Below are 23,792 nucleotides of genomic sequence, written 5' to 3'. Positions count from 1 at the left end.
TCACGCCATCATAATTTGAACGCCGCCATGCTCTGCGCCAGCAATTGAGCCTGCTCCTCCAGCGAACGCGTCGCCGCCGCAGACTCTTCGACCAATGCAGCGTTTTGTTGCGCGACCTGATCCATCTGCGCCACCGCCAGATTCACCTGCTCAATACCGCTGCTTTGTTCCCGGGTAGCCGCCGAAATTTCCCGCATCAGCGCCGTCACGCGGCCCACTTCACCGGTAATGCCGTTCATGGTTTTCGCCGCAGACTCCGCCATTTGCTCACCTTCCTGCACCCGATTCTGTGACGCTTCAATCAACCCTTTGATCTCTTTCGCCGACTGCGCACTGCGCTGTGCCAGGCTGCGTACCTCGCCGGCCACCACCGCGAAACCGCGCCCCTGTTCACCGGCGCGGGCCGCTTCGACCGCCGCATTCAACGCCAGAATATTGGTCTGGAAGGCAATGCCGTCCATCACGCTGATGATATCGGCGATGCGCCGCGAGCTGTCGGTAATCGCCTGCATCTTGTCCATCACCTGGCTGACCACCTCACTGCCTTGGTTGGCGATATCGGATACGCTCAGCGCCAGTTGGTTTGCCTGCTCGCAATTCTCGGCGTTCATCTTCACCGTCGAGGTCAGCTGTTCCATGCTGGCCGCCGTTTCCTCCAGCGAGGCTGCGGACTCTTCGGTACGCTGCGCCAGATGCAGGTTACCGGCAGCCAGCTCACGTGAGCCGGTATCAATCTGGCTGCTGGCATCGCGTACCTTGCTGACCGAACCGACCAACGCCTGTTGCATGCGTTGCATGGCGCGCACCAGACGGCCCATCTCGGTATCCCCTTCGCCGGTAATTCGGTGCGTCAGGTCACCGCCGGCGATATATTCCAGTTGGTCGATAGATTCATCGAGGGGGCGCAGGATAATCACCCGCAAAGCAAACCAGGCCAGTATCGCCAACAGCACGCTGAGTAAACCGGCGACCACGATCAGGGTGATTTTGGTGCTGGCATTATTTTCCGCCTCATCCACCCGCTGCTGCCCCACCTTCATGGCAAAGCTGCGGAAATCGCTGAGGTCTTTTTCGAAGGCGATACTCAGGGCCGAAATACGGGTTTCCTGAATCTCGTAATAGTCATCGACCTTGCCGGCCTTGATGGCGTCAGCCATCGGCCTGACCCCCTGTTCCAGATAGGCCCGGTAGCTGTTTTGCAAACGGCTAGACAGTTCACGCCCGCGTTCCGTGACGGTGCCGACGCTGACGAAGCGCTCCATTTCGTGCTTCGACTGCTCGAGGTAATCATAGATACGGCCTACCGTAGCGTCGGAGACCTCAATCTGGCCGATTTCCCGCTGACGCACCGCCAGCGAAGCGGCGGTTCTGGCGCGCAGCGTCAGGTTGGAACTGCTGGCCAGCGATCCCAGTTCCTCCCCCAGGATCTGGTTCAGTGTATGTAGCGAGCGCGACCCTTCATTAATCGCGTTGACGCCGATCGTGCTGACCATAATCAGCAACAGCGTCGTCAGGCTCAGCAAGGCAATCAGCCCGGCCTTCACCGTAATCTTTTTTAGCATGAGTTCTTCCCGGCTTCAGAAATTGTGAGATCAAACGTAGGGGAGGTAAAACGCAGAGCCAGACTTCGCCGGCTCATTATTATTTGATGAAGTTATCGGCAACCGCGGGAGAAACTTAACCTTGTTGGAGGATTAATCTGGAAATGGGGCGGATGGCTCCCCTCGGGGGAGTCGGTGATGAAAAGGGCAGGAAATCGCAAAAGAGTCCGCTATAATAGCCGCCACTCCATTTCTGGTTTGATTAAAGGAAACCGACATGAGCTTGAATCTGGTCCCAGCTGGCAAAGACCTGCCGGAAGACATCTACGTTGTTATCGAAATCCCGGCTAACGCCGATCCGATCAAATATGAAATCGACAAGGACACCGGCGCGCTGTTCGTTGACCGTTTCATGTCCACCGCGATGTTCTATCCGTGCAACTACGGTTACATCAACCACACCCTGTCTCTGGACGGTGACCCGGTTGACGTGCTGGTACCGACCCCGTATCCGCTGCAGCCGGGTTCTGTGATCCGCTGCCGTCCGGTAGGCGTGCTGAAGATGTCCGACGAAGCCGGTGAAGATGCAAAACTGGTTGCCGTTCCGCACAGCAAGCTGACCAAAGAGTACGATCACATCAAAGATGTGAACGACCTGCCAGAACTGCTGCGTGCCCAGATCGCCCATTTCTTCGAGCATTATAAAGATCTGGAAAAAGGCAAATGGGTGAAAGTGGAAGGCTGGGCAGACGCTGCCGCTGCCAAAGCTGAAATCGTTGCCTCTTTCGAACGCGCTGCCAAGAAGTAATTCTTGCCGCCGTCCGATGAAAAAACACCGCTCAATGAGCGGTGTTTTTTTATTACTTTTCGTCGAGACGCTTCAACCAGTCGCCGCTGTTAATCCGCGGGTAACCGTCCACACTGTGTTTATACAGGTAGATCCACGCACTCCCATAAGGCGTCTGAATCAGCTCGCGCTTATAGTCCTTGGTGTTGCTTTTCAGTTCGTCCAGCTCTGCCAGAATCGATGAGTTAATACGGTACACCTCACAATGTACCGAGCCCTCTCCAGGGATCGCCGCCGGGTAATGGCCCAGATTATAAATCTGATAGCCCTCGAGCTCATGCTCGCCGAGCCATTGGGCGTTGGTCATCCAATGGCTGTTTCCCTGTTTGCGTCGTAAACTGCCGTAGACAATTATTCGCATCGCTAAAACTCAAACTGATAGAGCAAATCTAATGCCTGGTCGATACCAGACACCGCTTCAAGATACAACTTAGGCATCAGGCGGTAACGCAACGTCAGCGTGGCCAGCGAGTCGAAAATGCCCACCCCATATTTTACTTGTAAGCCAGGGAGAACATAGCCGCTCACGACAACCTGAGAGCTGTCGCCAACCCCCTGAGTGTCCAGGGCCAAATTACTTACGCCAAACGCCTCGCCGATTTTACCCACAAGTTGACCACTTTGTGCAACCCCCATCCCAATTAACATTGAGGTCATGGCGTTGCCGTCGGCGCCGGAACTGCCCAAACCCTGCCCGCGCAGCAGATAAGACAAGGCTTCCTGCTGCGATTTAGTCGGGTCTGAGAACACTTCCAGCTTAGGTGCATCCGCCAACCCGGTGACGCGAACCCCGGCGGTGACGCCGTCTTCGGTCGAGTCCGGATTACGGATCGCCTCGATGTTGAGTAACGGCTGATCCGGCGGCCCAGAGAAGAGCAGTTGGCCCTTGCGGACAATCAGATCCTGACCATAAGCATGGAAGCGACCGGACGGGATGTCAATCTGGCCATTCAGGCCCAGGCCGTTCTTGTCCTGCACCACTTTCAAGTCGCCCTTCAGTTTGGCTTTCAGGCCAAAAGCATCCAGGCGTACATCGTTGCCGACGTGGATCATCAGGTTGCTGTTGATCGGGATCGCAGCGGTTTTTGGCTGGATCGGTTTCAGTTGATCATCCAGCATCACTTCATCGGAAGAGACGCCTACCGCACTTTCCGGCAGCTCCTGCACCGTTATGCGCGCCCACGGAATATTGACTGAGCCGTTGAGCGAGAACAGTTGCGGCGTCGCCTCAAAGACCAGATCCGGAGAAACGTCGATGCGGATCATCGGCGGCACCGTCACCCGCAGCTTGTCGCCCTTGGCGGCGATACGGGCGCGCCAGGCATTGATGTCACGCCAGTCGGCGTCACCGGACAGATTCAGTTGCCCGCGGGTCGTCCCGATCAGCCCCTCCAGCGTCGAGGTCATGCCATCGAAGTTCACCACCAACCGGCCGTCAGTCATGTCAAACGGCATCCAGTGGCCATCGATATCCACCTTATCCAGCGCTAACCGGCCGTAAACCAGCGGTTTCTGCGCGCTGCCGCCCAAACGCAGGTTGGCGTTCAACATGCCCGCCGCTTTTTCCCCATCCATCAGCGCCGGGTTGATCATCGCCAGCGAGATATTGGTGATATTGACATTACCGCTGATATTGCGGCGCACCTGCGGGTCGGTGACCTGAATGTTGCCGTTAAACTGGCCATTCTTGTTCAGCTTGATCAACCAGTCCGCCTGAGCGCGGCCATTGGTCAACCCGGCGTTGAGATTCAGCGTATCGAAGGCGATCGGCAGTGCATTGCCCTGTACCTGCTGCACCACTTTCACCCCGTTGCCCACCAGCGCGACTTTCGCATCAGGCAGTGCGCCGCCCGGTTTCCAGCTAACATCCGCCCGGCCGGAGAATACGCCGCTCAGGGCCGTTTCCGGCCCCAGGAAAGGTTTCACCATCGCCAGATCAAAGCGGTTCAGCACTACGCTGGCCTGGCCGCTCGGGCCGGCTTCAATGGTTTTCGGCACGCACAGTTCAGCGTTCGGATTCTGCCAGCAATGCGGCCCGATACTGATTTTCTGTGCGGTATTCAGGTAGTCCAGCGTAATGGCGCGCGTTAACCGCCATTCGCCCACCGGGGTATCGAAACGGGTATTGTTCAGGTTGCCGCGCCAGCGCTGCTGCTGGCGATCGAAACTGCCCTGCAGCGCCAGTTGGCCGGATACCGGCTTGCCGTTGATCTTCAGTTGCAGCTGATGCTGTTTTTCGCTGCCTTTGGCATCCAGCGTCAGCAGGCTGATCTCCAGAGCATCCTGCTTCAGTTGTTCAACCCGTACCGCCAGTTGCCCCTGAATCTGATCGCTGGAGCGCACGTCGCCGTCAATTTTAACCCGATTGATGCGCAGCGCCTGCCACTGCAGGCCGGAAGCGGTCAGATCGGCCAGCAACTGAGGCGCCTGCAGGTTGCCGCGCAGTTTAAGCAGGCCTTTCGCCGTACCGCCCAGCCCCGGCAGCGCGCCATCCAGGCGCGGTGCGTCGATGTTCGCATCCAGATTCCAACTTTTCTCGTCCAGTTGGCCTTTGACGTTCAGTTGGTTACGCCCCAGCGTCAGATCGATACCGGGGATTTTCCACTGCCCGGCAGCGTTGCCGCTGAGCGAGCCGCGCGCGGTGACCTTATTTTGCTTCACGTTGCCGTCGAGCTGCAGCACCGGCACCTGCAATTGCCAGCTGCCGCCGTGCAGGCTACCGCGAGTGGTGATCTTCCCATCCAGCTTCGCCGGCCATTCCGGCCACTGTTTGGCGGTGTTAATGCCGCTTAACATCAGCTGTGAATTCCAGCTGATGGCCTTGCTCCAGTCCACCAGCGCGCTCAAATCGGCATTGCCCTGCAAGGCAGCCAGCCGCAAGCGATCCAGTTTGAACTGTTCGACGTTGCCTTTGCCATCCAGCGTCAGCACCGCCGGCGGCAGATCCTGGCCTTTGATGTTAGCGCGCGTCGACAGCGCATAGTCGGTCGCCTTGCCGTTGAAGCGCAGGCGGAAATCGTTGATTTGGTATTGCGCCTCGCCGCTCAGCGGCCATTTCAGCTGTTTGCTTTGCAGCGTCAGTGCCAACGGCAAACCGGCCTCGGCCAGTTGAGTTTGCACATCCAACTGCGCGCCGACCGGCCCGGACAGGTTGAGCGCCACTTTCAGCTCTTCACGCAGCCCACCGCCGAGGTTCAGTTTGACCTTCTCGCCCTTCAGCGGCTCAATATTCAGCGTGCCGTTCGCCACCATCTCCACCGGCCAGTTGCCGGTCAGCGTCGCCTGCCCTTGGGCGGACAGCGTGCCTTGCGGCGATTTCACATCAAAGTTGTCCAGTTGGATATGCTGGTCTTTGGTGCTGGCCTGCAGCAGCAGGCTGGTGATCAATACCTCGGTGTCGCCCGTCAGCCGCAGCTGTTCACCGCTGATTTCCTTGACGGTGATATCCAGCGGCAGACGAATGTCCGGCAGATCCGGCAATAGCGGTTTGGCGAACAGTTCTTTCAGCGTTTCGCCCAGTGGCTTCTCTTCTGGCTGTCGCGCAGGCTTGGCAGCCTCTTCGACTTTTTCGCCGACCTTTTTCGCCACCTCAACGACCGGCTGCACGGCTTCCGGCAATGGGTTTTGCGGCGTTTTCGGCAGAGCGATCAGCAGCGAGCTGATTTTAGTCGGCAACAGGGTCAGCGCGCGCTCTTGCCACTGTGCACCGGTGCGGAACTCGCCCAGTGAAATCGCCGTGTCGTCGACGCTGACCTTGACGTTGTTCAGCGCCAGCATGCGCAAGGTAATCGGGTACGGCGTGCTCAGATTCGTGGTCGGCTCGCCGGTCTCTTCCACCGGTGCCGACGGCGTCATTTCTTTGGTTTTCACCACCACGTCCACGTCCTGCGCAGTCAGGGCGTTAACGCACAGCGAACTGCGTTTAAAGCACGACAAATCCAGCGAAAGATGGAACTGCCCGGCATTCACCGTCACGCCCGGCATCTGGTATTTCACGCCCTTTAACGTCAAATCGCGCCAACCGCCGCTGACGCCGGCAATATCCAGCCCCGGAACCCAACGCGCAGCGCCGTTGATAACCGTATGCAGGCCGCTGGTGGTGCCGAGCAAATAAGCCAACCCGCCAATCAGCAGCAACAAGACGATCAGAAATCCCAGACAAATCTTTTTAATCAGGCTCATAATTCAGGCCCCAAACCAATATAGAACTGCACCCCGTGGGTCTCTTTATCCCCAACCGGAGCGGCGATATCCAGCTTCACCGGGCCGACCGGCGACTGCCAGCGCACGCCGAAACCGGCGCCGGTCTTGACGTTGCTTTGCTTGATATCGTTCACCGCTTCGCCGGAATCCACGAACAACGCGCCCCACCATTTGCCGGTCACGTTGTATTGGTATTCCAGCGAGCCGGTCAGCATTTTGGAAGCGCCTGTCAGCTTGCCGTCATCGTCACGGGGTGAAATGCCTTTGTATTTGTAGCCGCGAATGCTGCGATCGCCACCGGCGAAGAAACGCAGATCCGGCGGCACTTTTTCAAAGTTATTGGTTTCGATCCAGCCAACCTGCCCGCGTGCGACAAACCGGTGTTTGTCGGCCAAGGTGCGGATCCAGACGTTCTGCGCCTGTATCAGCGCAAAGTCGACGCCGGAACCCCAGGTGGTATCGGACACGTCGAGAGAATAACGCTGGCTGTCGCCCCAGGTCGGCATCAAACCGCCGCGCGAGCGGGTACGGTTAACGCTGACGCCGGGATACAGCAGCATGGTGGTGTCGGTGACGGTACCCTGGGTAAAGTGGTCCAGACGCCAGGTCAGGTTCAGCGCCCGTTGCCAGCCGCTGGAGAGATCCCAGTTGCGGGAAACCACCGCTTTTGACGTAACGGACTTGGTATCGTTGAGATCGACGTTCTTGAAGCCGCCCTGCAGTAGGTAATACTGCTCCAACGGGTTCTTCAGCAGTGGGATTTTATAGGTCAGATCAAGCTGCTGTTCCGGCGCAGAAATGCTGGCGCTGGTTTCCAGGCTATGTCCGCGATCGTTGAGCCACGGTTTTTTCCAGGTACCTTTTATCCGCGGGCCGACGTCGGTGGAATAACCGACCCCGGTTTCGATGGTATTGCGGGTGCGCGGCGTAACCAGCGCATCTAACGGCAAAATCTTGTTCTCTTTGGAATCTTGGAAATCAGGGGACACCACCACCGAGTTAAACCAGTTGGTGGCGGACAAACGACGGTTCAGCTCGGCCAACTCTTCCGAACTGTAATAATCCCCCTGATGAAAGGGCACCAGATTTTGCAGGTAGTCTTCGCGGATTTGCGAACCTTGGAACTTCACCTTGCCGAAGCGGTAGCGCTGCCCGCTGTTGAAGTCGATGTCCCAATAAGCCTTATGCAGGTCCTCCGCCACGCCCAATTGACTCTTGGTCATATCGGCATCGAAATAGCCTTTGCGCAGCGCCATGCCGGTCAGAGAACCTTTGAAGTCGTCGTATTTGCCGTGATTAAGGATCTCCCCTATCGTCGGCCGGCCCTTTTTGACCAATTGCAGATAGTCTTCGTCGGTTTTCGCGCCGCCTTCCAACTGGATATCGGCACCGGCAATCCGTACCGGCTCGCCCGGGTTCACCTTGGCATACAGCACGGGGCGCGCCAGCCCTGGGCGGTCATCCAACGTAAAATCGATGGTGGGCTGATAATAGCCCAGCGCACGCAGCCCCTGACGGACAGCTTCATCCACGCGCGCGCGGAACCGTCCATCGGTGCCGACTTCTTCCGGCGTAATGGAAGACAGCCGTACCCGGACGTTTTTCTCCAATTCTCCGCTGAGTCCTTCTACCTGCAGCCGCACATTCGCCGAAAACGCCGCGGGCGTCGCGAGCAGCGCACAAAAAAAGCACAGGGCACGGTATCGTGGCACGCGTTCTCCTTATTTATTTTACTTTCCTGTATAACAACGCTCTCTGGTGCCAGGGCAGACTCCGCGCTATCAAGACGGCAGCCCTCTTCAGCGTTATTCCAGACGCCGCGTGTTACCGTTTTACTGTCGCCGTAAACAAGCGCATTCTTCTCTTTTGGCGCTCAAAATACTGCGTTAAGCTTACACTTATATCTCAATAGGCAGCTTATTGTGAGCAAAGTTGCGGTTAGATACAACCGAACCGCTGCGTCTTGGGCCAATTCTTACTGTGACAACAGGAGTCAACCGTGGTGCCATTTTTTGATAAAACCCAAACCGTCGACAAGGCGAACGCCCTGCCTGGCCGCACGACGCCGATGCCTGTTGCGACGCTCAACGTGGTTACCGATCATTCGATGACTCACGTCCCGGATGGCATGGAAGTGGCAATCTTCGCCATGGGGTGCTTCTGGGGCGTCGAGCGCCTGTTCTGGCAACAACAGGGCGTCTACAGCACCGCCGCAGGCTACAGCGGCGGCTACACGCCAAACCCGACCTACCGCGAAGTGTGCAGCGGCCAGACCGGCCATACCGAAGTGGTGCGCGTGGTGTTTGACCCGAAAATCGTCAGCTATAAGCAACTGCTGCAGGTGTTCTGGGAGAACCACGACCCGGCGCAGGGCATGCGTCAGGGCGGCGACGTCGGTACCCAGTACCGCTCGGCGATTTACACGCTGACGCCGGAACAGCAGCTTGAAGCCGAAAGCAGCCGGCAACGTTTCCAGCAGGCGATGGACGAAGCCGGCGACAAGCGCGCCATCACCACCGAAGTGACGCCGGCGCTGCCGTTCTACTATGCCGAAGACGACCATCAGCAATATCTGTATAAAAATCCTGAGGGCTATTGCGGCCTGGGCGGGATCGGCGTTTGTCTGCCGCCACAGGGCTAACCTACTATTTTTTAACCGCTGGCGGCCCCTGTGGGGCTGCTGCTATACTGTGCTGGGTCGCATTTGCGGCCCTGCTTTTTGATAAAGCTCTGGCGGGCGCGATATGCGGCCCCCTACAATTCTTTTTTTACAAGGTACGACCCTTCCTCAAGAGCGCCGTCATCCCGTCGGCACGTATGGATAGAATATGTTAAACAGTATTTTACTGATTCTTTTTCTGATCGCCGTGAGTGCGTTTTTCTCACTGTCGGAAATATCTCTGGCTGCATCACGCAAGATTAAACTGAAAATGATGGCTGACGAAGGTAACGTCAACGCCGCCAAGGTGCTCAAACTGCAGGAAACGCCGGGCCTGTATTTTACCGTAGTGCAAATTGGCCTGAACGCCGTGGCCATCCTCGGCGGTATCGTGGGCGATGCGGCTTTTTCTCCGACGTTCAAACTGCTGTTCGATCGCTTTCTGTCACCGGAACTGGCGGAGCAGGTTAGCTTTATCTGTTCGTTCGTGTTGGTGACCAGCCTGTTTATCCTGTTCGCAGATTTGACCCCGAAGCGCATCGGTATGATTGCACCAGAGACGTTCGCCGTCCGGATCATCAACCCGATGCGTTTCTCAATCATGCTTTTCCGGCCGCTGGTGTGGTTCTTCAACGGCATGGCAAACCTGATCTTCCGCCTGTTCAAGCTGCCGATGGTACGTAAAGACGACATCACCTCCGACGACATTTATGCGGTGGTGGAAGCCGGCGCCCTGGCGGGCGTGCTGCGTAAACAGGAACATGAGTTGATCGAGAACGTGTTCGAGCTGGAATCGCGTACCGTTCCCTCTTCGATGACCTCGCGTGAAAGCGTGGTTTACTTCGATCTGCGCGAAAGCGAAGAAAGCATCATTCAGAAGGTCTCGACCCACCCGCACTCCAAGTTTCTGGTGTGCGATGGCAACATCGATCAGGTGGTTGGCTACGTCGACTCCAAAGACCTGCTGAACCGCGTGCTGGGCAACCAGAGCCTGGTACTGAGCAGCGGCGTACAGATCCGCGCGGCGCTGATCGTACCCGACACCCTGACGCTGTCTGAAGCGCTGGAAAGCTTTAAAACTGCCGGCGAGGACTTTGCCGTTATTCTTAATGAGTATGCGTTGGTGGTGGGCATCATTACGCTGAATGACGTAATGACCACGCTGATGGGCGATCTGGTGGGCCAGGGCCAGGAAGAGCAGATCGTGGCGCGTGACGAAAGTTCATGGCTGATTGAGGGCGGCACGCCGATCGAAGATGTGATGCGCGTGCTGCACATTGACGAGTTCCCGCAGGCGGGCAACTACGAAACCATTGGCGGCTTTATGATGTACATGCTGCGCAAGATCCCGAAACGCACTGACTTCGTTAAGTACGCCGGTTATAAATTTGAGGTGGTGGACATCGACAGCTACAAGATTGATCAGCTGCTGGTGACCCGCTTGAGCGACAAACCTGCCGCGGTGCTGCCAAAAGCGCCGGGGGACAACTCCCCAGCCTGACCCCTGCCGGCAAAAACGTCAGCGGCCCCATCGGGGCCGCGATAATTGGGGCTTTTGCAGGTACACAAAATTTACCCTATGAATTTCAAATTGCAGAAAACAACGCTGCCGCTTGAAACACGACGGGTATAGCGCATTAACCCATCTCAGATTGCAGCAACAACACCTGCCGGTTCACCTCTGACATCACACTGAAGTGGCGTCTGTCACGAATTTTCGGTATCAGGATTTTCCCTTCGTCGAACTCGAACGCGCCTACATCTTTGATATACAGCCGGCCACGAAACAGGGTCTTTACGTACTTCGCCACTTTCAATGGGTTATAACGCTGGAAGATTCTCATTCTTTTACTCTCCTCCGTTTGGTCCATGCGCTCAGCGAGCCGCCAAGGTGGCAGCCTCTAAAGTAAGAACGCAACTTGATTGCCATGTAGTAGACCTAGTAAAGACCATATCGTTCACTTCCGCTCGGTCATCTTCACTGGATTTACACTTTTTGACAGAATTGTATATGATAATATATAACTTTCTCAGTATATCCCTTCAAAATAAAGGTATTCCCCCCCAGAAGGAAAAACTGCGATCCGGCTAACAGGACAGACCTCCGATCACCACCTATGCTTTAGGCTGTTGGGTGCTGTCGGCACCGTCCCCTTCCAAGGAGAAGGCATGAAAAAAAGTAGCATGCTCATTGTATCCCTGCTGTTTGCTCCCCTTTTGGCCTCTGCGCACAACTTCCAGCTCCAGCAACGCGTCGCGCCGGTCGGCGTCAGCGATAAGGGAGAGTTAAATTACGCTAATGATAAGTTTAGCTATAAAAACTGGAATAGCGCGCAGCTCAGTGGGAAAGTGCGAGTGATCCAGCATATTGCCGGCCGCAGCTCCGCCAAGGACATGAACGACCCACTGATAGAAGCGATTAAAAAAGCTAAGCTACCGCACGAACGTTACCAAACGACGACAATAGTCAATACCGACGACGCCCTGCTCGGCACCGCGATGTTTGTTCGCAACAGCATTGAGGACAGCAAGAAGGAGTTTCCGTGGTCGCAGTTTGTGGTCGACAGCAACGGTAACGTTCGCAAAGCCTGGGATCTACAGCCGAAAGGATCGGCCATTGTGGTGCTGGATAAACAGGGCAAGATCCAATTCGCCAAAGACGGCGCGCTGACGCCGGAAGAGGTGCAGCAGGTCATGACCCAACTGCACCAACTCCTGAACTGAATCAGAACAGCGAAACCCGGAAGCCGGGGTTGAGGAAAGATTCACGCGGGGCATAAAGCAAAGGCTGCCCCTGCCAGTCGTGGATCTGCGCCCCGGCGGCCACCGCGACGGCATGGCCGGCGGCGGTATCCCAGATATTGGTCGGCCCAAAACGCGGATAGAGCTGTGCCTTTCCTTCCGCCACCAGGCAGAACTTCAACGAAGATCCGACAGAAACAGTCTGATGTTCACCCAGTTGGTTCAGGTAATCCTTCAATTCTTCGTCGCTATGGGAGCGGCTTACCACCACCAGCGGCGGATGAGCATTGCTGACGCGGATCGCCTGGCGTTGCCCTTTCTCTTCTTTCCAGGCTTTACCGCGCTCGGCCAGGTACAGCACGTCGATCGCCGGAGCGTAAACCACGCCCATTACCGCCTGGCCGTCTTCAATCAGCGCGATGTTGACCGTAAACTCACCGTTGCGGTTGAGGAATTCCTTGGTGCCGTCCAGCGGATCGACCAGCCAATAACGCGTCCAGTTCCGACGCACCTCCCAGGCTGGCGGATCTTCCTCCGACAGCAGCGGCACGTCCGGCGTTAACGCCGCCAGCCCGCGTTTGATAATATCATGCGCCGCCAGATCGGCCGCCGTCACCGGTGAATCATCTTTTTTCTGCGCGACATCAAGCGGTTGTTCACCGTCATACACCGCCATGATTGCCGCCCCCGCCTCGCGGGACAGTTGGCAAATTTGCTCTAACATCATTCACCTCAGATATGCAGTTCCGTGGGTCATTTCCCCTTCCTCATTGCTAGCAGCCTAGTTTTTTTTGCATGGAATATCCATCACAACGGTTTAACCATCGGTATTTATTCAAGTCTTTGCCGTCACAACTGTGACATTTCCTGCGTAACCTCGGCCAATTTTCTGCCACACTTCACAGTTTGGTGAGACAACCAATGTTAATTACATGTCCCTCTGCGATAAAACTCGAAAAATGGAATGGAGAAAGCCAAAAATGATGAAGCGTCCGCTGACGTTGTCCGCCCTCGCTATGCTGGTTTGCGCCTCAACGCAGGCGGCAACGGTCGATCTGCGCGTACTGGAAACCACCGACCTGCACAGCAACATGATGGACTTCGATTACTACAAGGATAAACCGACCGATAAATTCGGTCTGGTGCGCACCGCAAGCCTGATCGAGCAGGCGCGTCAGCAGGCCACCAATGCGGTGCTGGTGGACAACGGCGATATTATTCAGGGCAGCCCGCTGGGCGACTATATGGCGGCCAAGGGGCTCAAACCGGGCGACGTACACCCGGTCTACAAGGCGATGAATACGCTGAATTACGTGGTCGGCAATATCGGCAACCATGAATTCAACTACGGGCTGGACTACCTGAAAAACGCCATTGCCGGCGCCAAATTCCCGTATATCAACGCCAACGTGATCGACGCTAAAACTCAAAAACCGCTATTCACGCCTTATATTATCGTCGATACGCCGGTAAAAGACCGTGACGGCAAGGAACATACTTTACGCATCGGCTATATCGGCTTCGTCCCCCCGCAAATTCTGGTGTGGGATAAGGCCAATCTGCAAGGCAAGGTGACGGTTAATGACATTACCGAAACCGCCAAACGCTACGTGCCTGAAATGCGCAAACAGGGTGCCGACCTGGTGGTGGCAATCCCGCACTCCGGCCTTTCCAGCGAACCCTATAAGGCCATGGCGGAGAATTCGGTGTACTACCTCAGCCAGGTACCGGGCATTGATGCCATCATGTTCGGCCATGCCCACGCGGTATTCCCGAGCAAGGACTTCGCCGCAATCAAAGGCGCAGATATTGAAAAAGGTCTGCTGAATGGCATACCGGCAGTCATGCCGGGCCAATGGGGCGATCACCTCGGCGTGGTAGATCTGCAACTGAACAACGACTCCGGCAGTTGGAAAGTGGCCTCCGCCAAAGCGGAAGCGCGGCCGATCTACGACAAAGAAAACAAGAAATCGCTGGCGGCGGAAGACGCTGCGCTGGTAAAAGTGCTGGCAGAAGATCATAAAGGCACGCGAGACTTCGTCAGCCAGCCGGTCGGCAAGTCTGACGACAACATGTACAGCTATCTGGCGCTGGTGCAAGACGATCCGACGGTGCAGATCGTCAACAATGCGCAGAAGGCCTATGTTGAACACTACATTCAAGGCGATCCGGATCTGGCCGACCTGCCGGTGCTGTCAGCCGCAGCGCCGTTTAAAGTCGGCGGGCGCAAAAATGACCCGGCCAGCTTCGTGGAAGTGGAAAAAGGCCAGCTCACCTTCCGCAACGCTTCCGATCTCTATCTCTACCCCAACACGCTGGTGGTGGTGAAAGCCAGTGGCAAAGAGGTGAAGGAATGGTTGGAATGCTCGGCCGGGCAGTTCAATCAGATCGACGTCTCCAGCAACAAACCACAAGGCCTGATTAACTGGGACGGCTTCCGCACCTATAACTTCGACGTGATTGACGGTGTGAATTACCAGATCGACGTCAGCCAACCGGCGCGCTACGACGGCGAATGCCAGTTGATCAATGACAAGGCGGAACGCATCAGGCAGCTGACGTTCAAGGGCAAGCCGATCGATCCGAACGCCACTTTCCTAGTTGCCACCAATAACTACCGCGCTTACGGCGGCAAGTTTGCCGGCACCGGTGACAAGCACATCGCCTTCGCGTCGCCGGACGAAAACCGTTCAGTATTGGCGGCGTATATCGGTGCCGAGACTAAAAAACACGGCGCGGTACGGCCACAGGTGGACAATAACTGGCGCCTGGCGACGTTCAGCAGTGCACAGCCGCTGGATATCCGCTTCGAAACGTCACCCAGTGAGAAAGCCACGGCGTTTATCAAAACGCATGCGCAGTACCCGATGAAGGCTGAGGGTACGGACAGCATAGGTTTTGCGGTTTATCAGATCGATTTGAGCAGTAAATAAGCCCCAGGCCGGGGGGAAATACCGTCCCTCGGCTACCTACCCCTTTTTCTCTCTGGCGCGCCCTTTAAATTGCATTTAAAATACATGTTATAGAATTCCTTCATTTAAAGAGGCACGACCATGGATTATCGCAATCAATCCCTAGGCGCACTCGCCATCGCCATTCCCCGGGCATCCCGCCTGTTTCGTCTGAACGATCTGGATTATTGCTGTGGCGGCAAGCAAACGCTGCAACGCGCCGCCGAGCGCAGAGGGCTGGATATCGATCGGCTGGAAACCGAGCTGGCCGCCCTCGCCGCCAAACCGGAACAAACCCGCGACTGGCGCACTGCGCCGCTCGGCGAAGTGATTGACCACATTCTGCCGCGCTTCCATCAACGGCACCGTGAACAGTTGGCCGAACTGGTGCTGATGGCAGAAAAGGTTGAGCGGGTACATGCAGATAAACCCACCTGCCCGCGCGGCCTGGCTAAACAGCTGAACCTGATCCGGCTGGATTTGGAAAACCACATGATGAAAGAAGAGCAGATCCTGTTCCCGATGATCAAACAGGGCATGGGGCGCCAGGCCGCCGGGCCGATCTCGGTGATGGAGCATGAGCATGACGAAGCGGGCGAACAGCTTGAGGTGGTGAAATTCCTCACCCATAACGTGACGCCACCGGAAGGGGCATGCAATACCTGGCAGGCGCTGTATGGCGGCATCGACGAGTTCATCGACGACCTGATGGAACACATCAATCTGGAGAACAACCTGCTGTTTCCGCGTGCGCTGAGCGGTGCATAAAACAAGGGCGCCATTAAGGCGCCCAGAGAAATCTGTTATTGAATTACAGAATTTCCAACAGCTCGACGTCAAACACCAGCGCGCTGAATGGCGGGATGGATGCGCCGGCTCCGCGCTCGCCGTAGGCCAGATCGTGCGGGATATACAGCTGCCATTTGGAGCCGACCGGCATCAGAGTCAGCGCTTCGATCCAACCTGGGATCACGCCGCTAACCGGGAATTCTGCCGGTTGGCCGCGCTCTACGGAGCTGTCGAACACGTCGCCGTTAATCAGACGACCGGTGTAATGCACGCGCACGCGATCCTGACGGGACGGGATTGGGCCATTGCCCTGCTCCAGCACGGAGAACTGCAGGCCAGATTCGGTCAGCGTCACTTCGTCACGCTTGGCGTTGTCTTCCAGGAACTGCTGACCTTCAACGGCCATCGCCTGCTGGCGCTCACGACGCACGGCATCCGCACGCTCGTGGATTTCACGCAGCGCACGGTGCACTACGTCTACCGGAACCGCCGGGGCATTCCCTTCCAGCGCGTCGCGCAAACCTGCCAGCAAAGCTTCCGGTTGTAAACCTTCCAGACCGGACTCTTGCAACTGCTGGCCGACCTGTAAACCAATCCCGTAACTTGCTTGCGCTTCAACGCTGTCAAAAGAAGGGGTTGTCATGGGGTTTTCCTTTAGTCTGTAAAAAGTCGAAGGCGCAGCATAACAGTGCCGGAAAGCCGGGTAAAATCTTGTGTGGAGAATGATGACTTTTGTCGTAGAAAAAGAAACAATGGCCCCCTGTTAACGCCCGTTCCCGCGATCCCAGGCTCATCGCCTGCCGCGACAGCCATTGAATTGCTGCTGCCTTTCACTTCAAACAGTTAGCGGACTATACTGAAAGCAGGAAATCGGGCCGGCGGTACACCATGTTGTACTGTGGCATTTTTACGCAGTTGAAGAGAGGTCACCATGGGCAGAATCTCGCCCAGGAGAAGGAAAACCACCCGTATCTACCAGCCGTTGCTGCGCACCTGGCTGAACTTCAGCCAGCGCCTGAAACCTGGCCCTGCGCCAGAGGCGGCAGAAGATCCGGATTCAGAGCAACCGCCGGTAAACGGCAAAGGACAGGGAATAAAAGCGTTACTGCTGAAGATCTGGCACCTGCCGGACGGCTTCGGCTGGATGGAACCGCTGCCCTATTTCCATCGTCGCTGGACCCTTATCTTCGGCGTGATTCTGCTGTTGGCGCTGTTATGGCCTTACTCGTCAGAGAAGCAGCCATTCCCGGTCACCCAGCAGGGCAACGGCATACCGCTGCAGGCCGATCTGCAAGATAATGGCCAGCAGCAAGCGGCCGAACCGGAACCTGAGGGCAATTGGCAACGCTATCAGATCCAGCCTGGCCAAACGCTGGCGCAGCTATTTCGCGATAACAGCCTGCCGGTGAACGAAGTCTTCGCCATGGCGCAAGTGGAAGGGAGCGACAAACCGCTCAGCAACATGAAGGTAGGTCAGGAAGTGCGTATCGAACGTGATGTCAACGGCGTGATTACCGCGCTGTCGGTCACCACCGCAGACAATACCCAGGCCCTGTTCCGCCGTCAGGCCGACGGCGGCTATCGCCGCGAGCGGTAATCCGCCAGTTGAGCCAACAGGAAGTCACGCAGTACAACGCCCTGGTTGTGCTGTGTGTCTTTACTGCCGTACAGCAAGGTCAAGGCCTGCCCCTGCCGCAATAACGTCACCAGCGGCTGCCAGGCTTCGTTTTCCGCCAGTTGCAACCGGTAGCGGCGTTCAAACTCTTCCCACTGATCGACGTGTTGATGAAACCACTGCCGCAGTGCGTTATCCGGCGCAACCTGTTTCAGCCACTGCACGCCCAGCAACCGTTCCTTGCTAACCCCGCGCGGCCACAGCCGATCAATCAGGTAGCAGTTCTCCGGCGCAGGACCGGTAAAGTCATACACGCGCTGTAAATTGATATCGGCCATTTACTGCCTCTCCTCACCAGGGGTAATCGCAGGGTAGCGCGTTTTACCGGGCGCAGAAAAGCAAAACGCCAGCACAAGGCTGGCGTTTTAACTTGGCTGGCAGGAGCGATTAAGCTTCTGCAACCACAACTACATTCAGCTTAGCGAACACGTCGCTGTGTACCTGGAACTCAACTTCATGTTCACCAGTGGTACGCAGAACGCCGTTCGGCAGACGAACTTCGCTCTTGGCAACTTCAACGCCTGCCGCAGTAACTGCGTCAGCGATGTCGCGGGTGCCGATAGAGCCGAACAGTTTGCCTTCGTCGCCTGATTTAGACGCGATGGTTACTGAACCCAGTTCGTTGATCTTGGTTGCGCGAGCTTCGGCAGCAGCCAGAACGTTAGCCAGTTTGGCTTCCAGTTCAGCACGACGTGCTTCGAAGAACTCTACGTTTTTCTTGGTAGCAGGAACAGCTTTGCCCTGTGGTACCAAGAAGTTACGGGCGTAGCCCGCTTTAACGTTAACCTGATCACCCAGGCTGCCCAGGTTTGCTACTTTATCAAGCAGAATAACTTGCATTACCTTATCCTCTTAAAGTCGTTAATAGACAGCGGCCGATTACTGATGACGATCAGTATATGGCAGCAGGGACAGGTAGCGAGCACGCTTGATGCAGCGAGCCAGCTGACGCTGGTATTTTGCACGAGTACCGGTGATACGGCTCGGGACAATTTTACCGCTTTCGGTAATGTAGTTTTTCAACGTTGCGATATCTTTGTAATCAATCTCAACAACGCCTTCCGCTGTGAAACGGCAGAACTTGCGACGACGGAAATAACGTGCCATTAGGCTAGTCTCCAGAATCTATCAATTCAATCTGCTCGGCATGCAGAACCAGTTTGTTCAGCCCGTTGCGCCCTTGATGGCAACTTACGAAGCCTTGCACGGTTATCTGACTGCCGACCGTTAATCTTTGAGTTAGTGCTTGTGACTGTTGTCCACTGACAACCACGGGCATTCGGCACCATGCTTGTCTGCTGAATCCGGCTTCAACCTGCTGCGAACGGTGCTCTAGCACAAATTGGCAGTGGGGGATCCCGGAAGGACTCACCTTTCGAACCGGTGCCTTGCACACAGTGCCCGACAAAACCAGACGATTAGACGTCACAGCAGCAATTACTCTTCAGAATCCCCAGCATCTGCATCATCTGAGGTTTCGTTAGCGAAGTCTTCGCGGCGATCGCCACGACGTTCGTCTTTCGCTTTAACCATCGGAGATGCTTCAGTTACCGCGTGCTTAACGCGCATAACCATGCTGCGGATAACGGCGTCGTTGAAGCGGAAGTTTGTTTCCAGCTCATCGATCGCTTCCTGCGGAGCTTCAACGTTCAGCAGAACGTAGTGAGCTTTGTGCAGTTTGTTGATCGGGTAAGCCAGTTGACGGCGGCCCCAGTCTTCCAGACGGTGAATCTGACCGGCAGCGTTAGTGATGGTAGCACTGTAACGCTCGATCATGCCCGGAACCTGTTCGCTTTGGTCAGGGTGGACCATAAAAACGATTTCGTAATGACGCATCGAATTGCTCCTTACGGATTATTCAGCCTCCTGTCAGGGTCAACCGTGGCCCATGGAAGCAAGGAACGTGTATGTGTGTACGGCTGAAAAAATGACGCGTAATCATACTTGCGGAGGTTGAAAAACTCAAGGACAGCGTGGGGTTTATTATCGGTAATGCGGGGCTGATTCAAAAATAGCACGATTTGCTCTCTGCGGAACCTATGTATGCAGATCCATCAGTTCCAAAAATCTTTCAATAAAATCATCATCGACGCGTAAATTTTATTCATTTTTTTTGAAAGAGGCTATCAAAACCACACACTTTTTAATCCGGCCGGAAGGTCTAAAATTGTACTTATCCGCCGCAGACAGCGCGACGAAAAAGATTTGAAGTTATTCAATGTATATAAATAACTTTTTGCTACACTGGCACCCGCTGTCAGGCCGTTGAAGCAAACGGTTAAGAGAGGCAAATATGAAACGCATTACCATCGCCACCGCCATTGCTTTACTGTTTTCCGCCAACGTCATGGCCGCCACCGAAATCACTTCGCATGAGGCCGACCAGCGCCAGAGCGTCGGTTTCGTAACTCTAAACCAGAACGTGGTATCGCCGGATGACGCCACCAGCCAGGTGAGCAAAATAGCCGACCAGCGGGGTGCCACCGCCTACCGCATCATTGCCCTGCATGAGCCGGACAGCAACAGCACCATTCACGTCAGCGCCGAGCTGTATCGCTAAGCGAAAAATGCAATGCCAGGGAACGAAGCCGCGCCAACAAGCGGAAAATGAGAACAGGCGACTCTCTCGCTGAACCCTAATATCTTGCCCCCTATTTTCAGGGGGCTTTTTTTTACAGCACGCGGCGGAAAAAATCCGCAGTCGCGGACAACGCCAACGGCGTGATGCGGTGCTTGACGCCCGGCTCGGTAATAAACGTCAGTTGACGATCCCAGCCGCTCTGGCGCAGTTCGGTCGCCAGACGCAGGCTTTCCGCCGCCGGCACCACATCGTCCGTCTCGCCGTGCCACAGCAGCAGCGGGCGATCGGTAACCTTTTCCAACTGATACTCCAGACCGTAATCCGCCAGAACGGCGATGCGCGCCGCAAAACCGGCGGCCGTCAACAGATTGCCCTGTTCATCCAACGGCGGAAACAGCGTCTGGGCCAACGAGGTGTAATAACCGCTCCCCATCAGGCTGGCAGCCGCGTTAACCCACGGATAGCGCGCAAAACAGCCCAAGGTGGTCATGCCGCCCATTGAGGCGCCGGCCACGCCGATCCGCCCGTCGGCAATCAAGCCACGCTGCTCAAACTGCGCTTTGAGCGCCGGCAGTTCGTCGATATTGCGTTTGAGGATCTCCCAGAAACTGGCCAAGCGCCGCTGTTCATTACCGTCAAAGCGCTCGCCGTGCAGATCGGCATCCGGCAGCAACACGCGAAAACCCGCCCTGGCCAACGCATAGGCAAAGTAGGCGTACACTTCTTTCGACGAGGTGTAACCATGGTAGAAAAACACCGTCGGCAGCGGCTGATGATACTGCCCCGCCGGCACAGCATGGATCACCGCAACCTCGCCCACCCGTTCGTCATGTATTTCAATCATCCGTTTTTCCCTCTGCGTACCTGTTGCCTTCATAATGGCAAACTTGAGCTAAAAGCATTAGCTCAATCTGTTCCACTTTATATTGGGTTACACTGAAGCCATGATAGCGGTTTCCCCGAGGTATCCATGAAACTTTCCCGCCTGCTGCTCCCCCTGACGCTGGCTGCATCGCTTTCCGCCTGCGGCATAATGACCACGACACCCAAAGCCCCGCCGCCGCCTACCGATCGGGCGCAGGAGATCACCCGAGCGCAAACTTCTGAGTTGGTGAAGATAGGCACCACCAGCGCCCTGGTTTACGGCAGCCCGATGGATGTGGAAGCGGAGATCAACAGGAAGGCCAACGCCAGCGGCGCACGTTATTACATGATCATCATGAACAGCGAAACCGTCGTTCCCGGCCAATGGTATTCGCAGGCGATCCTGTATCGGTAAGCTGAGGCGTTTTAACCATATTTACAATGGCTTTGCACAGACTGAAGTTGGATATTGCACACTGGCGGTCAACCTGCCGCAACCTGCGGTCGTTCGACGAAGGGGAACGCCATGAAACGCTCCGCCGCACTCACCGCCCTCCTGCTCTCTATGGGGCTGCTCACTGTCAGCGCCCAGTCTGCCGAACTGGCGCCCGCAGACCGTGTTACACCGCTCAGTGAAATTGCGCAAATCACCCTGGATAATCTTTCCGGCTCGCCTCAGGACGTCGAACAGGTCATTGCCCGCAAGGCTGATGAGCATGGGGCAAGCTATTACCGTATTCTGCAGATGGAGGAACAGGCACATCAGCCCGGCTGGCGCGCCTCGGCGATTTTTTATCTTTAATAACTCATGCAAGCCGCATTTAGCACGCCGCCGCTGATCGAAACGCCCCCCAGGAAAATCCCGGCGGCCAGATGATTGGACTCAATCTTGTCGCTGATGCGCGGCATGTAGATTTTCACCGCAGCGAACAGCAACAGTTGCACCACCAGCGCCACTACGCCCCACAGCAGGTAGTCCAGCAGGCTGATCGAGTTGATCGCCGCGCTGGCCAGCGGGATCACATACCCCAGGCAGGCACCGACGAACCCGATGGCGGCTGACGGGTTATCGGCCTTGATCAATGCCCATTCGTCATGCGGCGTAATGCGGGTGTAGACAAACAAGAACACCAGAACCATGGCAAAGCCACTGAAGAAGTAAGAGGCGAATGCCGCCAACGCGCTGAGAATATCCATGTCATGTTTCCTGGTCAGAGGTCAGTATCCCTTACGGGCCAAGTGATTAATTAAAAATCTTATTCTGTTGCGACGCCACTGTTTTCCCTAGCCGCCCATCGCTCTGGCAAACAGCATATCGCACAACCGATCGGGCAGTATCCGTTCGCCACGGGCGTCGAGCGTCATTTGACACCAGGCTTCCGCCAACGGTGGTGAACTGTAGCGCAGAAGCTGTGCCGCCACGAACAAATTGAATAACGTGCTGGTGACCGCCCGCCCCTGTTCTTCATGGGGTTTACGCATCAGTTGGCTCAGGCGTCGCCACTGGAGGTCAAAATGTCGATTCTGCCCTTTCACCTCACCAAATTCACGCTCCAGCGCTTCCTGTACTGCCGGTAATCTTCCCCAGGCTCGCATCACGTCCAGGCACATAATGTTGCCGGAACCTTCCCAGATGCTGTTCACCGGCATTTCACGATAGAGTCGCGGCAGTTCGCTCTCTTCGCAGTAACCCAGGCCCCCCAGCGCCTCCATGGCCTCTCCCACAAAAGGGATCCCTTGTCGGCAGACCTCAAACTTCGCCGCCGGAGTCAGCACCCGACACAATGCCTGCTCAAGAGGATCGTCGGCGCTGTCATAAGCTCGAGCCAGGCGCATCAGCGCCGCCGTCTGCCCTTCCAGCCGCAACGCCATACGTCCCAATACCTGACGCATCATCGGGTGTTCGATAAGCGTTTTGCCAAATGCCTGCCGCTGCAGGGTATGGTACAAGGCTACCGATAACGCGCGACGCATCAAGCCGTGGCTGCCCAGCGCGCAGTCAAAGCGCGTCAGCCCCCCCATTTTAAGGATATGCCGCACACCATCCCCTTCCTCACCCAGCAGCCAGGCGGTGGCATCCTGGAACTCCACCTCGCTGCTGGCGTTGGAACGGTTGCCCAGCTTATCTTTCAGCCGTTCCAGCCGTATCGCATTGCGCGTGCCGTCGGGCAAAATACGCGGCAGGAAGAAGCAGGACAGGCCGCCTTCGGTCTGCGCCAACACCAGATGCGCATCACTTTGCGGCACCGAGAAGAACCATTTGTGCCCCACCAACCGGTACGCTTCCCCAGAACCGCGAGCCGTTAACGGGGTAGCGGTGGTGGTATTGCTCAGCACGTCGGATCCTCCCTGCTTTTCGGTCATTCCCATACCAATCAGCAAACCACGCTTTTGCCCACCCGGTGACAAATGCGCATCGTAGCGGTCGGAAAGCAGCGGCGACAGCCAGGATTGAAATTCTGACGGCAGCAAACGTCGCAGCAGAGGAATAGCGCCAAAGGTCATCGTTACTGGGCATAAGGTGCCGGCTTCCACCTGCGCATGCAGCACAAAGCGAGCGGCGCGCGCCACGAACGCACCGATACGGGCATCCTCCTGCCACGGCAGGTTATGCACCCGGTTGGCGATCAGCCCCTGCATCAAAATATGCCAGGCGGGATGGAAACGAACGTCGTCCAGGCGCTGCCCGGTGGCGTCGTAACGCAGCAGTTCCGGTGGGTTGGCGTTGGCCAGTCGCCCCAACTCCAGCGATTCCTGAGTGCCCAATTGTTGGCCCAGCGAGGCGAGTACGTCTGCGTCCCAGCCAGCCTGCTCGCGCTGTAGCGCCTCACGCAGCGGCGTATCGGACAGGAAAAGATTGCTGTTGCCCAGCGGTTTGGGTTGGTTAAAAACGGTGTGCGTAGTCCAGACCATCGTCTTGCTCCCTGATAAAGGCTTCAG

At 56.4% G+C, this 23,792-nt stretch carries 25 protein-coding genes; 10 read left to right on the top strand and 15 right to left on the bottom strand.

Going from position 1 to position 23,792, the window contains the following annotated elements; all coding sequences use genetic code 11:
* Positions 1 to 8: 8 nt before the first annotated feature.
* Positions 9 to 1,562, bottom strand: a complete 1,554-nt coding sequence (locus tag ACTJJ1_RS11295) for a methyl-accepting chemotaxis protein (protein ID WP_409443624.1) — start codon at positions 1,560 to 1,562, stop codon at positions 9 to 11.
* Positions 1,563 to 1,818: 256 nt separating this feature from the next.
* On the opposite strand from ACTJJ1_RS11295, the gene ppa reads away from it, so the two are divergent.
* On the top strand, positions 1,819 to 2,349 hold the full coding sequence (gene ppa, locus ACTJJ1_RS11290) for an inorganic diphosphatase (RefSeq protein ID WP_004952787.1): 531 nt from the start codon (positions 1,819 to 1,821) through the stop codon (positions 2,347 to 2,349).
* Positions 2,350 to 2,401: 52 nt separating this feature from the next.
* Here ppa and ACTJJ1_RS11285 read toward each other — a convergent pair whose 3' ends face one another.
* From ACTJJ1_RS11285 to tamA, 3 genes are read right to left on the bottom strand one after another with little or no spacing between them, the layout of a single operon-like run.
* Positions 2,402 to 2,749: a gamma-glutamylcyclotransferase family protein gene (locus ACTJJ1_RS11285; protein ID WP_004952785.1), complete on the bottom strand. Its 348-nt coding sequence runs from the start codon at positions 2,747 to 2,749 to the stop codon at positions 2,402 to 2,404.
* A gap of 2 nt (positions 2,750 to 2,751) precedes the next feature.
* On the bottom strand, positions 2,752 to 6,570 hold the full coding sequence (gene tamB, locus ACTJJ1_RS11280) for an autotransporter assembly complex protein TamB (protein ID WP_440833708.1): 3,819 nt from the start codon (positions 6,568 to 6,570) through the stop codon (positions 2,752 to 2,754).
* Positions 6,567 to 8,303: an autotransporter assembly complex protein TamA gene (gene tamA / locus ACTJJ1_RS11275; protein ID WP_020438324.1), complete on the bottom strand. Its 1,737-nt coding sequence runs from the start codon at positions 8,301 to 8,303 to the stop codon at positions 6,567 to 6,569. Before tamA ends, tamB begins: the two co-directional genes overlap by 4 nt.
* 287 nt (positions 8,304 to 8,590) lie before the next feature.
* Between tamA and msrA the strand changes: the two genes are divergently transcribed.
* Together msrA and ACTJJ1_RS11265 are read left to right on the top strand one after the other, a co-directional pair.
* Positions 8,591 to 9,232, top strand: coding sequence for a peptide-methionine (S)-S-oxide reductase MsrA (gene msrA / locus ACTJJ1_RS11270; RefSeq protein ID WP_004952780.1), 642 nt, complete (start codon positions 8,591 to 8,593; stop codon positions 9,230 to 9,232).
* Between the two features lie 187 nt (positions 9,233 to 9,419).
* Positions 9,420 to 10,751 carry a hemolysin family protein gene (locus tag ACTJJ1_RS11265; protein WP_004952778.1) on the top strand — a complete coding sequence of 444 codons (1,332 nt, stop codon included), beginning with the start codon at positions 9,420 to 9,422 and terminating at the stop codon, positions 10,749 to 10,751.
* 136 nt (positions 10,752 to 10,887) lie between these two features.
* Here the strand turns inward: ACTJJ1_RS11265 and ACTJJ1_RS11260 are convergent, their stop codons facing one another.
* On the bottom strand, positions 10,888 to 11,094 hold the full coding sequence (locus tag ACTJJ1_RS11260; RefSeq protein ID WP_004952776.1) for a DUF1107 domain-containing protein: 207 nt from the start codon (positions 11,092 to 11,094) through the stop codon (positions 10,888 to 10,890).
* Positions 11,095 to 11,419: 325 nt separating this feature from the next.
* On the opposite strand from ACTJJ1_RS11260, the gene ACTJJ1_RS11255 reads away from it, so the two are divergent.
* Positions 11,420 to 11,974, top strand: a complete 555-nt coding sequence (locus ACTJJ1_RS11255) for a YtfJ family protein (RefSeq protein WP_006323250.1) — start codon at positions 11,420 to 11,422, stop codon at positions 11,972 to 11,974.
* Position 11,975: 1 nt separating this feature from the next.
* Here the strand turns inward: ACTJJ1_RS11255 and cysQ are convergent, their stop codons facing one another.
* On the bottom strand, positions 11,976 to 12,716 hold the full coding sequence (gene cysQ / locus ACTJJ1_RS11250) for a 3'(2'),5'-bisphosphate nucleotidase CysQ (protein WP_440833704.1): 741 nt from the start codon (positions 12,714 to 12,716) through the stop codon (positions 11,976 to 11,978).
* Positions 12,717 to 12,972: 256 nt separating this feature from the next.
* Between cysQ and ACTJJ1_RS11245 the strand changes: the two genes are divergently transcribed.
* Together ACTJJ1_RS11245 and ytfE are read left to right on the top strand one after the other, a co-directional pair.
* Positions 12,973 to 14,925 (top strand): bifunctional 2',3'-cyclic-nucleotide 2'-phosphodiesterase/3'-nucleotidase, encoded by a 1,953-nt coding sequence (locus ACTJJ1_RS11245; protein ID WP_409443627.1) that lies wholly within the window; start codon positions 12,973 to 12,975, stop codon positions 14,923 to 14,925.
* 120 nt (positions 14,926 to 15,045) lie between these two features.
* Complete coding sequence (ytfE, locus tag ACTJJ1_RS11240; RefSeq protein ID WP_004952763.1) at positions 15,046 to 15,711, top strand: iron-sulfur cluster repair protein YtfE; 666 nt, start codon at positions 15,046 to 15,048, stop codon at positions 15,709 to 15,711.
* A gap of 43 nt (positions 15,712 to 15,754) precedes the next feature.
* On the opposite strand, the gene fklB is transcribed toward ytfE, so the two are convergent.
* Positions 15,755 to 16,375 carry an FKBP-type peptidyl-prolyl cis-trans isomerase gene (gene fklB / locus ACTJJ1_RS11235; RefSeq protein WP_004952760.1) on the bottom strand — a complete coding sequence of 207 codons (621 nt, stop codon included), beginning with the start codon at positions 16,373 to 16,375 and terminating at the stop codon, positions 15,755 to 15,757.
* 288 nt (positions 16,376 to 16,663) lie between these two features.
* Between fklB and ACTJJ1_RS11230 the strand changes: the two genes are divergently transcribed.
* Positions 16,664 to 17,329, top strand: coding sequence for an OapA family protein (locus ACTJJ1_RS11230; RefSeq protein ID WP_440833701.1), 666 nt, complete (start codon positions 16,664 to 16,666; stop codon positions 17,327 to 17,329).
* On the opposite strand, the gene ACTJJ1_RS11225 is transcribed toward ACTJJ1_RS11230, so the two are convergent.
* The 5 genes from ACTJJ1_RS11225 to rpsF form a co-directional block, all read right to left on the bottom strand.
* On the bottom strand, positions 17,311 to 17,685 hold the full coding sequence (locus tag ACTJJ1_RS11225; protein ID WP_004952755.1) for a DUF488 domain-containing protein: 375 nt from the start codon (positions 17,683 to 17,685) through the stop codon (positions 17,311 to 17,313). The genes ACTJJ1_RS11230 and ACTJJ1_RS11225 overlap by 19 nt on opposite strands.
* Positions 17,686 to 17,794: 109 nt before the next feature.
* The gene (gene rplI / locus ACTJJ1_RS11220) at positions 17,795 to 18,247 is read right to left on the bottom strand and encodes a 50S ribosomal protein L9 (protein ID WP_004952751.1); all 453 of its coding nucleotides are present in this window, start codon (positions 18,245 to 18,247) and stop codon (positions 17,795 to 17,797) included.
* Between the two features lie 39 nt (positions 18,248 to 18,286).
* Entirely contained in the window at positions 18,287 to 18,514 is a 228-nt protein-coding gene (gene rpsR / locus ACTJJ1_RS11215) for a 30S ribosomal protein S18 (protein ID WP_002210155.1), read from the bottom strand.
* Between the two features lie 4 nt (positions 18,515 to 18,518).
* Positions 18,519 to 18,836 (bottom strand): primosomal replication protein N, encoded by a 318-nt coding sequence (gene priB / locus ACTJJ1_RS11210; RefSeq protein WP_004952746.1) that lies wholly within the window; start codon positions 18,834 to 18,836, stop codon positions 18,519 to 18,521.
* Positions 18,837 to 18,844: 8 nt separating this feature from the next.
* The gene (gene rpsF, locus ACTJJ1_RS11205; RefSeq protein ID WP_004952743.1) at positions 18,845 to 19,243 is read right to left on the bottom strand and encodes a 30S ribosomal protein S6; all 399 of its coding nucleotides are present in this window, start codon (positions 19,241 to 19,243) and stop codon (positions 18,845 to 18,847) included.
* A gap of 457 nt (positions 19,244 to 19,700) precedes the next feature.
* Here rpsF and ACTJJ1_RS11200 point away from each other — a divergent pair, with 457 nt between their 5' ends.
* Positions 19,701 to 19,967 (top strand): DUF1471 domain-containing protein, encoded by a 267-nt coding sequence (locus tag ACTJJ1_RS11200; RefSeq protein WP_004952740.1) that lies wholly within the window; start codon positions 19,701 to 19,703, stop codon positions 19,965 to 19,967.
* Between the two features lie 112 nt (positions 19,968 to 20,079).
* Here the strand turns inward: ACTJJ1_RS11200 and yjfP are convergent, their stop codons facing one another.
* Positions 20,080 to 20,832: an esterase gene (yjfP, locus tag ACTJJ1_RS11195; RefSeq protein ID WP_440833697.1), complete on the bottom strand. Its 753-nt coding sequence runs from the start codon at positions 20,830 to 20,832 to the stop codon at positions 20,080 to 20,082.
* 126 nt (positions 20,833 to 20,958) lie between these two features.
* Here yjfP and bsmA point away from each other — a divergent pair, with 126 nt between their 5' ends.
* Both bsmA and ACTJJ1_RS11185 read left to right on the top strand, forming a co-directional pair.
* Positions 20,959 to 21,267, top strand: coding sequence for a biofilm peroxide resistance protein BsmA (gene bsmA / locus ACTJJ1_RS11190; protein WP_004952733.1), 309 nt, complete (start codon positions 20,959 to 20,961; stop codon positions 21,265 to 21,267).
* A gap of 111 nt (positions 21,268 to 21,378) precedes the next feature.
* Positions 21,379 to 21,654, top strand: a complete 276-nt coding sequence (locus ACTJJ1_RS11185; protein WP_004952731.1) for a DUF1471 domain-containing protein — start codon at positions 21,379 to 21,381, stop codon at positions 21,652 to 21,654.
* Here ACTJJ1_RS11185 and ACTJJ1_RS11180 read toward each other — a convergent pair.
* A complete protein-coding gene (locus ACTJJ1_RS11180; RefSeq protein WP_004952729.1) occupies positions 21,651 to 22,049 on the bottom strand; it encodes a DUF350 domain-containing protein in 399 nt (132 codons plus the stop codon). The two genes, ACTJJ1_RS11185 and ACTJJ1_RS11180, sit on opposite strands and share 4 nt — an antisense overlap.
* 87 nt (positions 22,050 to 22,136) lie before the next feature.
* Positions 22,137 to 23,765, bottom strand: coding sequence for an isovaleryl-CoA dehydrogenase (locus tag ACTJJ1_RS11175; RefSeq protein ID WP_004952726.1), 1,629 nt, complete (start codon positions 23,763 to 23,765; stop codon positions 22,137 to 22,139).
* Positions 23,766 to 23,792: the final 27 nt, after the last annotated feature.

It is taken from the genome of Serratia sp. 22264 (genome assembly GCF_052045345.1).
Classification (GTDB): Bacteria; Pseudomonadota; Gammaproteobacteria; order Enterobacterales; family Enterobacteriaceae; genus Serratia; species Serratia plymuthica.
This window is presented reverse-complemented; position numbering and strand designations above follow the sequence as displayed.

Coding starts and splice junctions, on each gene's coding strand:
- ACTJJ1_RS11200 (WP_004952740.1), top strand. CDS start 19,701: ATGAAACGCATTACCATCGCCACCGCCATTGCTTTACTGTTTTCCGCC.
- ACTJJ1_RS11245 (WP_409443627.1), top strand. CDS start 12,973: ATGATGAAGCGTCCGCTGACGTTGTCCGCCCTCGCTATGCTGGTTTGC.
- ACTJJ1_RS11185 (WP_004952731.1), top strand. CDS start 21,379: ATGAAACGCTCCGCCGCACTCACCGCCCTCCTGCTCTCTATGGGGCTG.
- rpsR (WP_002210155.1), bottom strand. CDS start 18,514: ATGGCACGTTATTTCCGTCGTCGCAAGTTCTGCCGTTTCACAGCGGAA.
- bsmA (WP_004952733.1), top strand. CDS start 20,959: ATGAAACTTTCCCGCCTGCTGCTCCCCCTGACGCTGGCTGCATCGCTT.
- tamB (WP_440833708.1), bottom strand. CDS start 6,570: ATGAGCCTGATTAAAAAGATTTGTCTGGGATTTCTGATCGTCTTGTTG.
- ACTJJ1_RS11230 (WP_440833701.1), top strand. CDS start 16,664: ATGGGCAGAATCTCGCCCAGGAGAAGGAAAACCACCCGTATCTACCAG.
- yjfP (WP_440833697.1), bottom strand. CDS start 20,832: ATGATTGAAATACATGACGAACGGGTGGGCGAGGTTGCGGTGATCCAT.
- ytfE (WP_004952763.1), top strand. CDS start 15,046: ATGGATTATCGCAATCAATCCCTAGGCGCACTCGCCATCGCCATTCCC.
- ppa (WP_004952787.1), top strand. CDS start 1,819: ATGAGCTTGAATCTGGTCCCAGCTGGCAAAGACCTGCCGGAAGACATC.
- ACTJJ1_RS11260 (WP_004952776.1), bottom strand. CDS start 11,094: ATGAGAATCTTCCAGCGTTATAACCCATTGAAAGTGGCGAAGTACGTA.
- fklB (WP_004952760.1), bottom strand. CDS start 16,375: ATGACAACCCCTTCTTTTGACAGCGTTGAAGCGCAAGCAAGTTACGGG.
- rplI (WP_004952751.1), bottom strand. CDS start 18,247: ATGCAAGTTATTCTGCTTGATAAAGTAGCAAACCTGGGCAGCCTGGGT.
- ACTJJ1_RS11265 (WP_004952778.1), top strand. CDS start 9,420: ATGTTAAACAGTATTTTACTGATTCTTTTTCTGATCGCCGTGAGTGCG.
- cysQ (WP_440833704.1), bottom strand. CDS start 12,716: ATGTTAGAGCAAATTTGCCAACTGTCCCGCGAGGCGGGGGCGGCAATC.
- ACTJJ1_RS11285 (WP_004952785.1), bottom strand. CDS start 2,749: ATGCGAATAATTGTCTACGGCAGTTTACGACGCAAACAGGGAAACAGC.
- ACTJJ1_RS11175 (WP_004952726.1), bottom strand. CDS start 23,765: ATGGTCTGGACTACGCACACCGTTTTTAACCAACCCAAACCGCTGGGC.
- ACTJJ1_RS11225 (WP_004952755.1), bottom strand. CDS start 17,685: ATGGCCGATATCAATTTACAGCGCGTGTATGACTTTACCGGTCCTGCG.
- ACTJJ1_RS11255 (WP_006323250.1), top strand. CDS start 11,420: ATGAAAAAAAGTAGCATGCTCATTGTATCCCTGCTGTTTGCTCCCCTT.
- rpsF (WP_004952743.1), bottom strand. CDS start 19,243: ATGCGTCATTACGAAATCGTTTTTATGGTCCACCCTGACCAAAGCGAA.
- ACTJJ1_RS11180 (WP_004952729.1), bottom strand. CDS start 22,049: ATGGATATTCTCAGCGCGTTGGCGGCATTCGCCTCTTACTTCTTCAGT.
- ACTJJ1_RS11295 (WP_409443624.1), bottom strand. CDS start 1,562: ATGCTAAAAAAGATTACGGTGAAGGCCGGGCTGATTGCCTTGCTGAGC.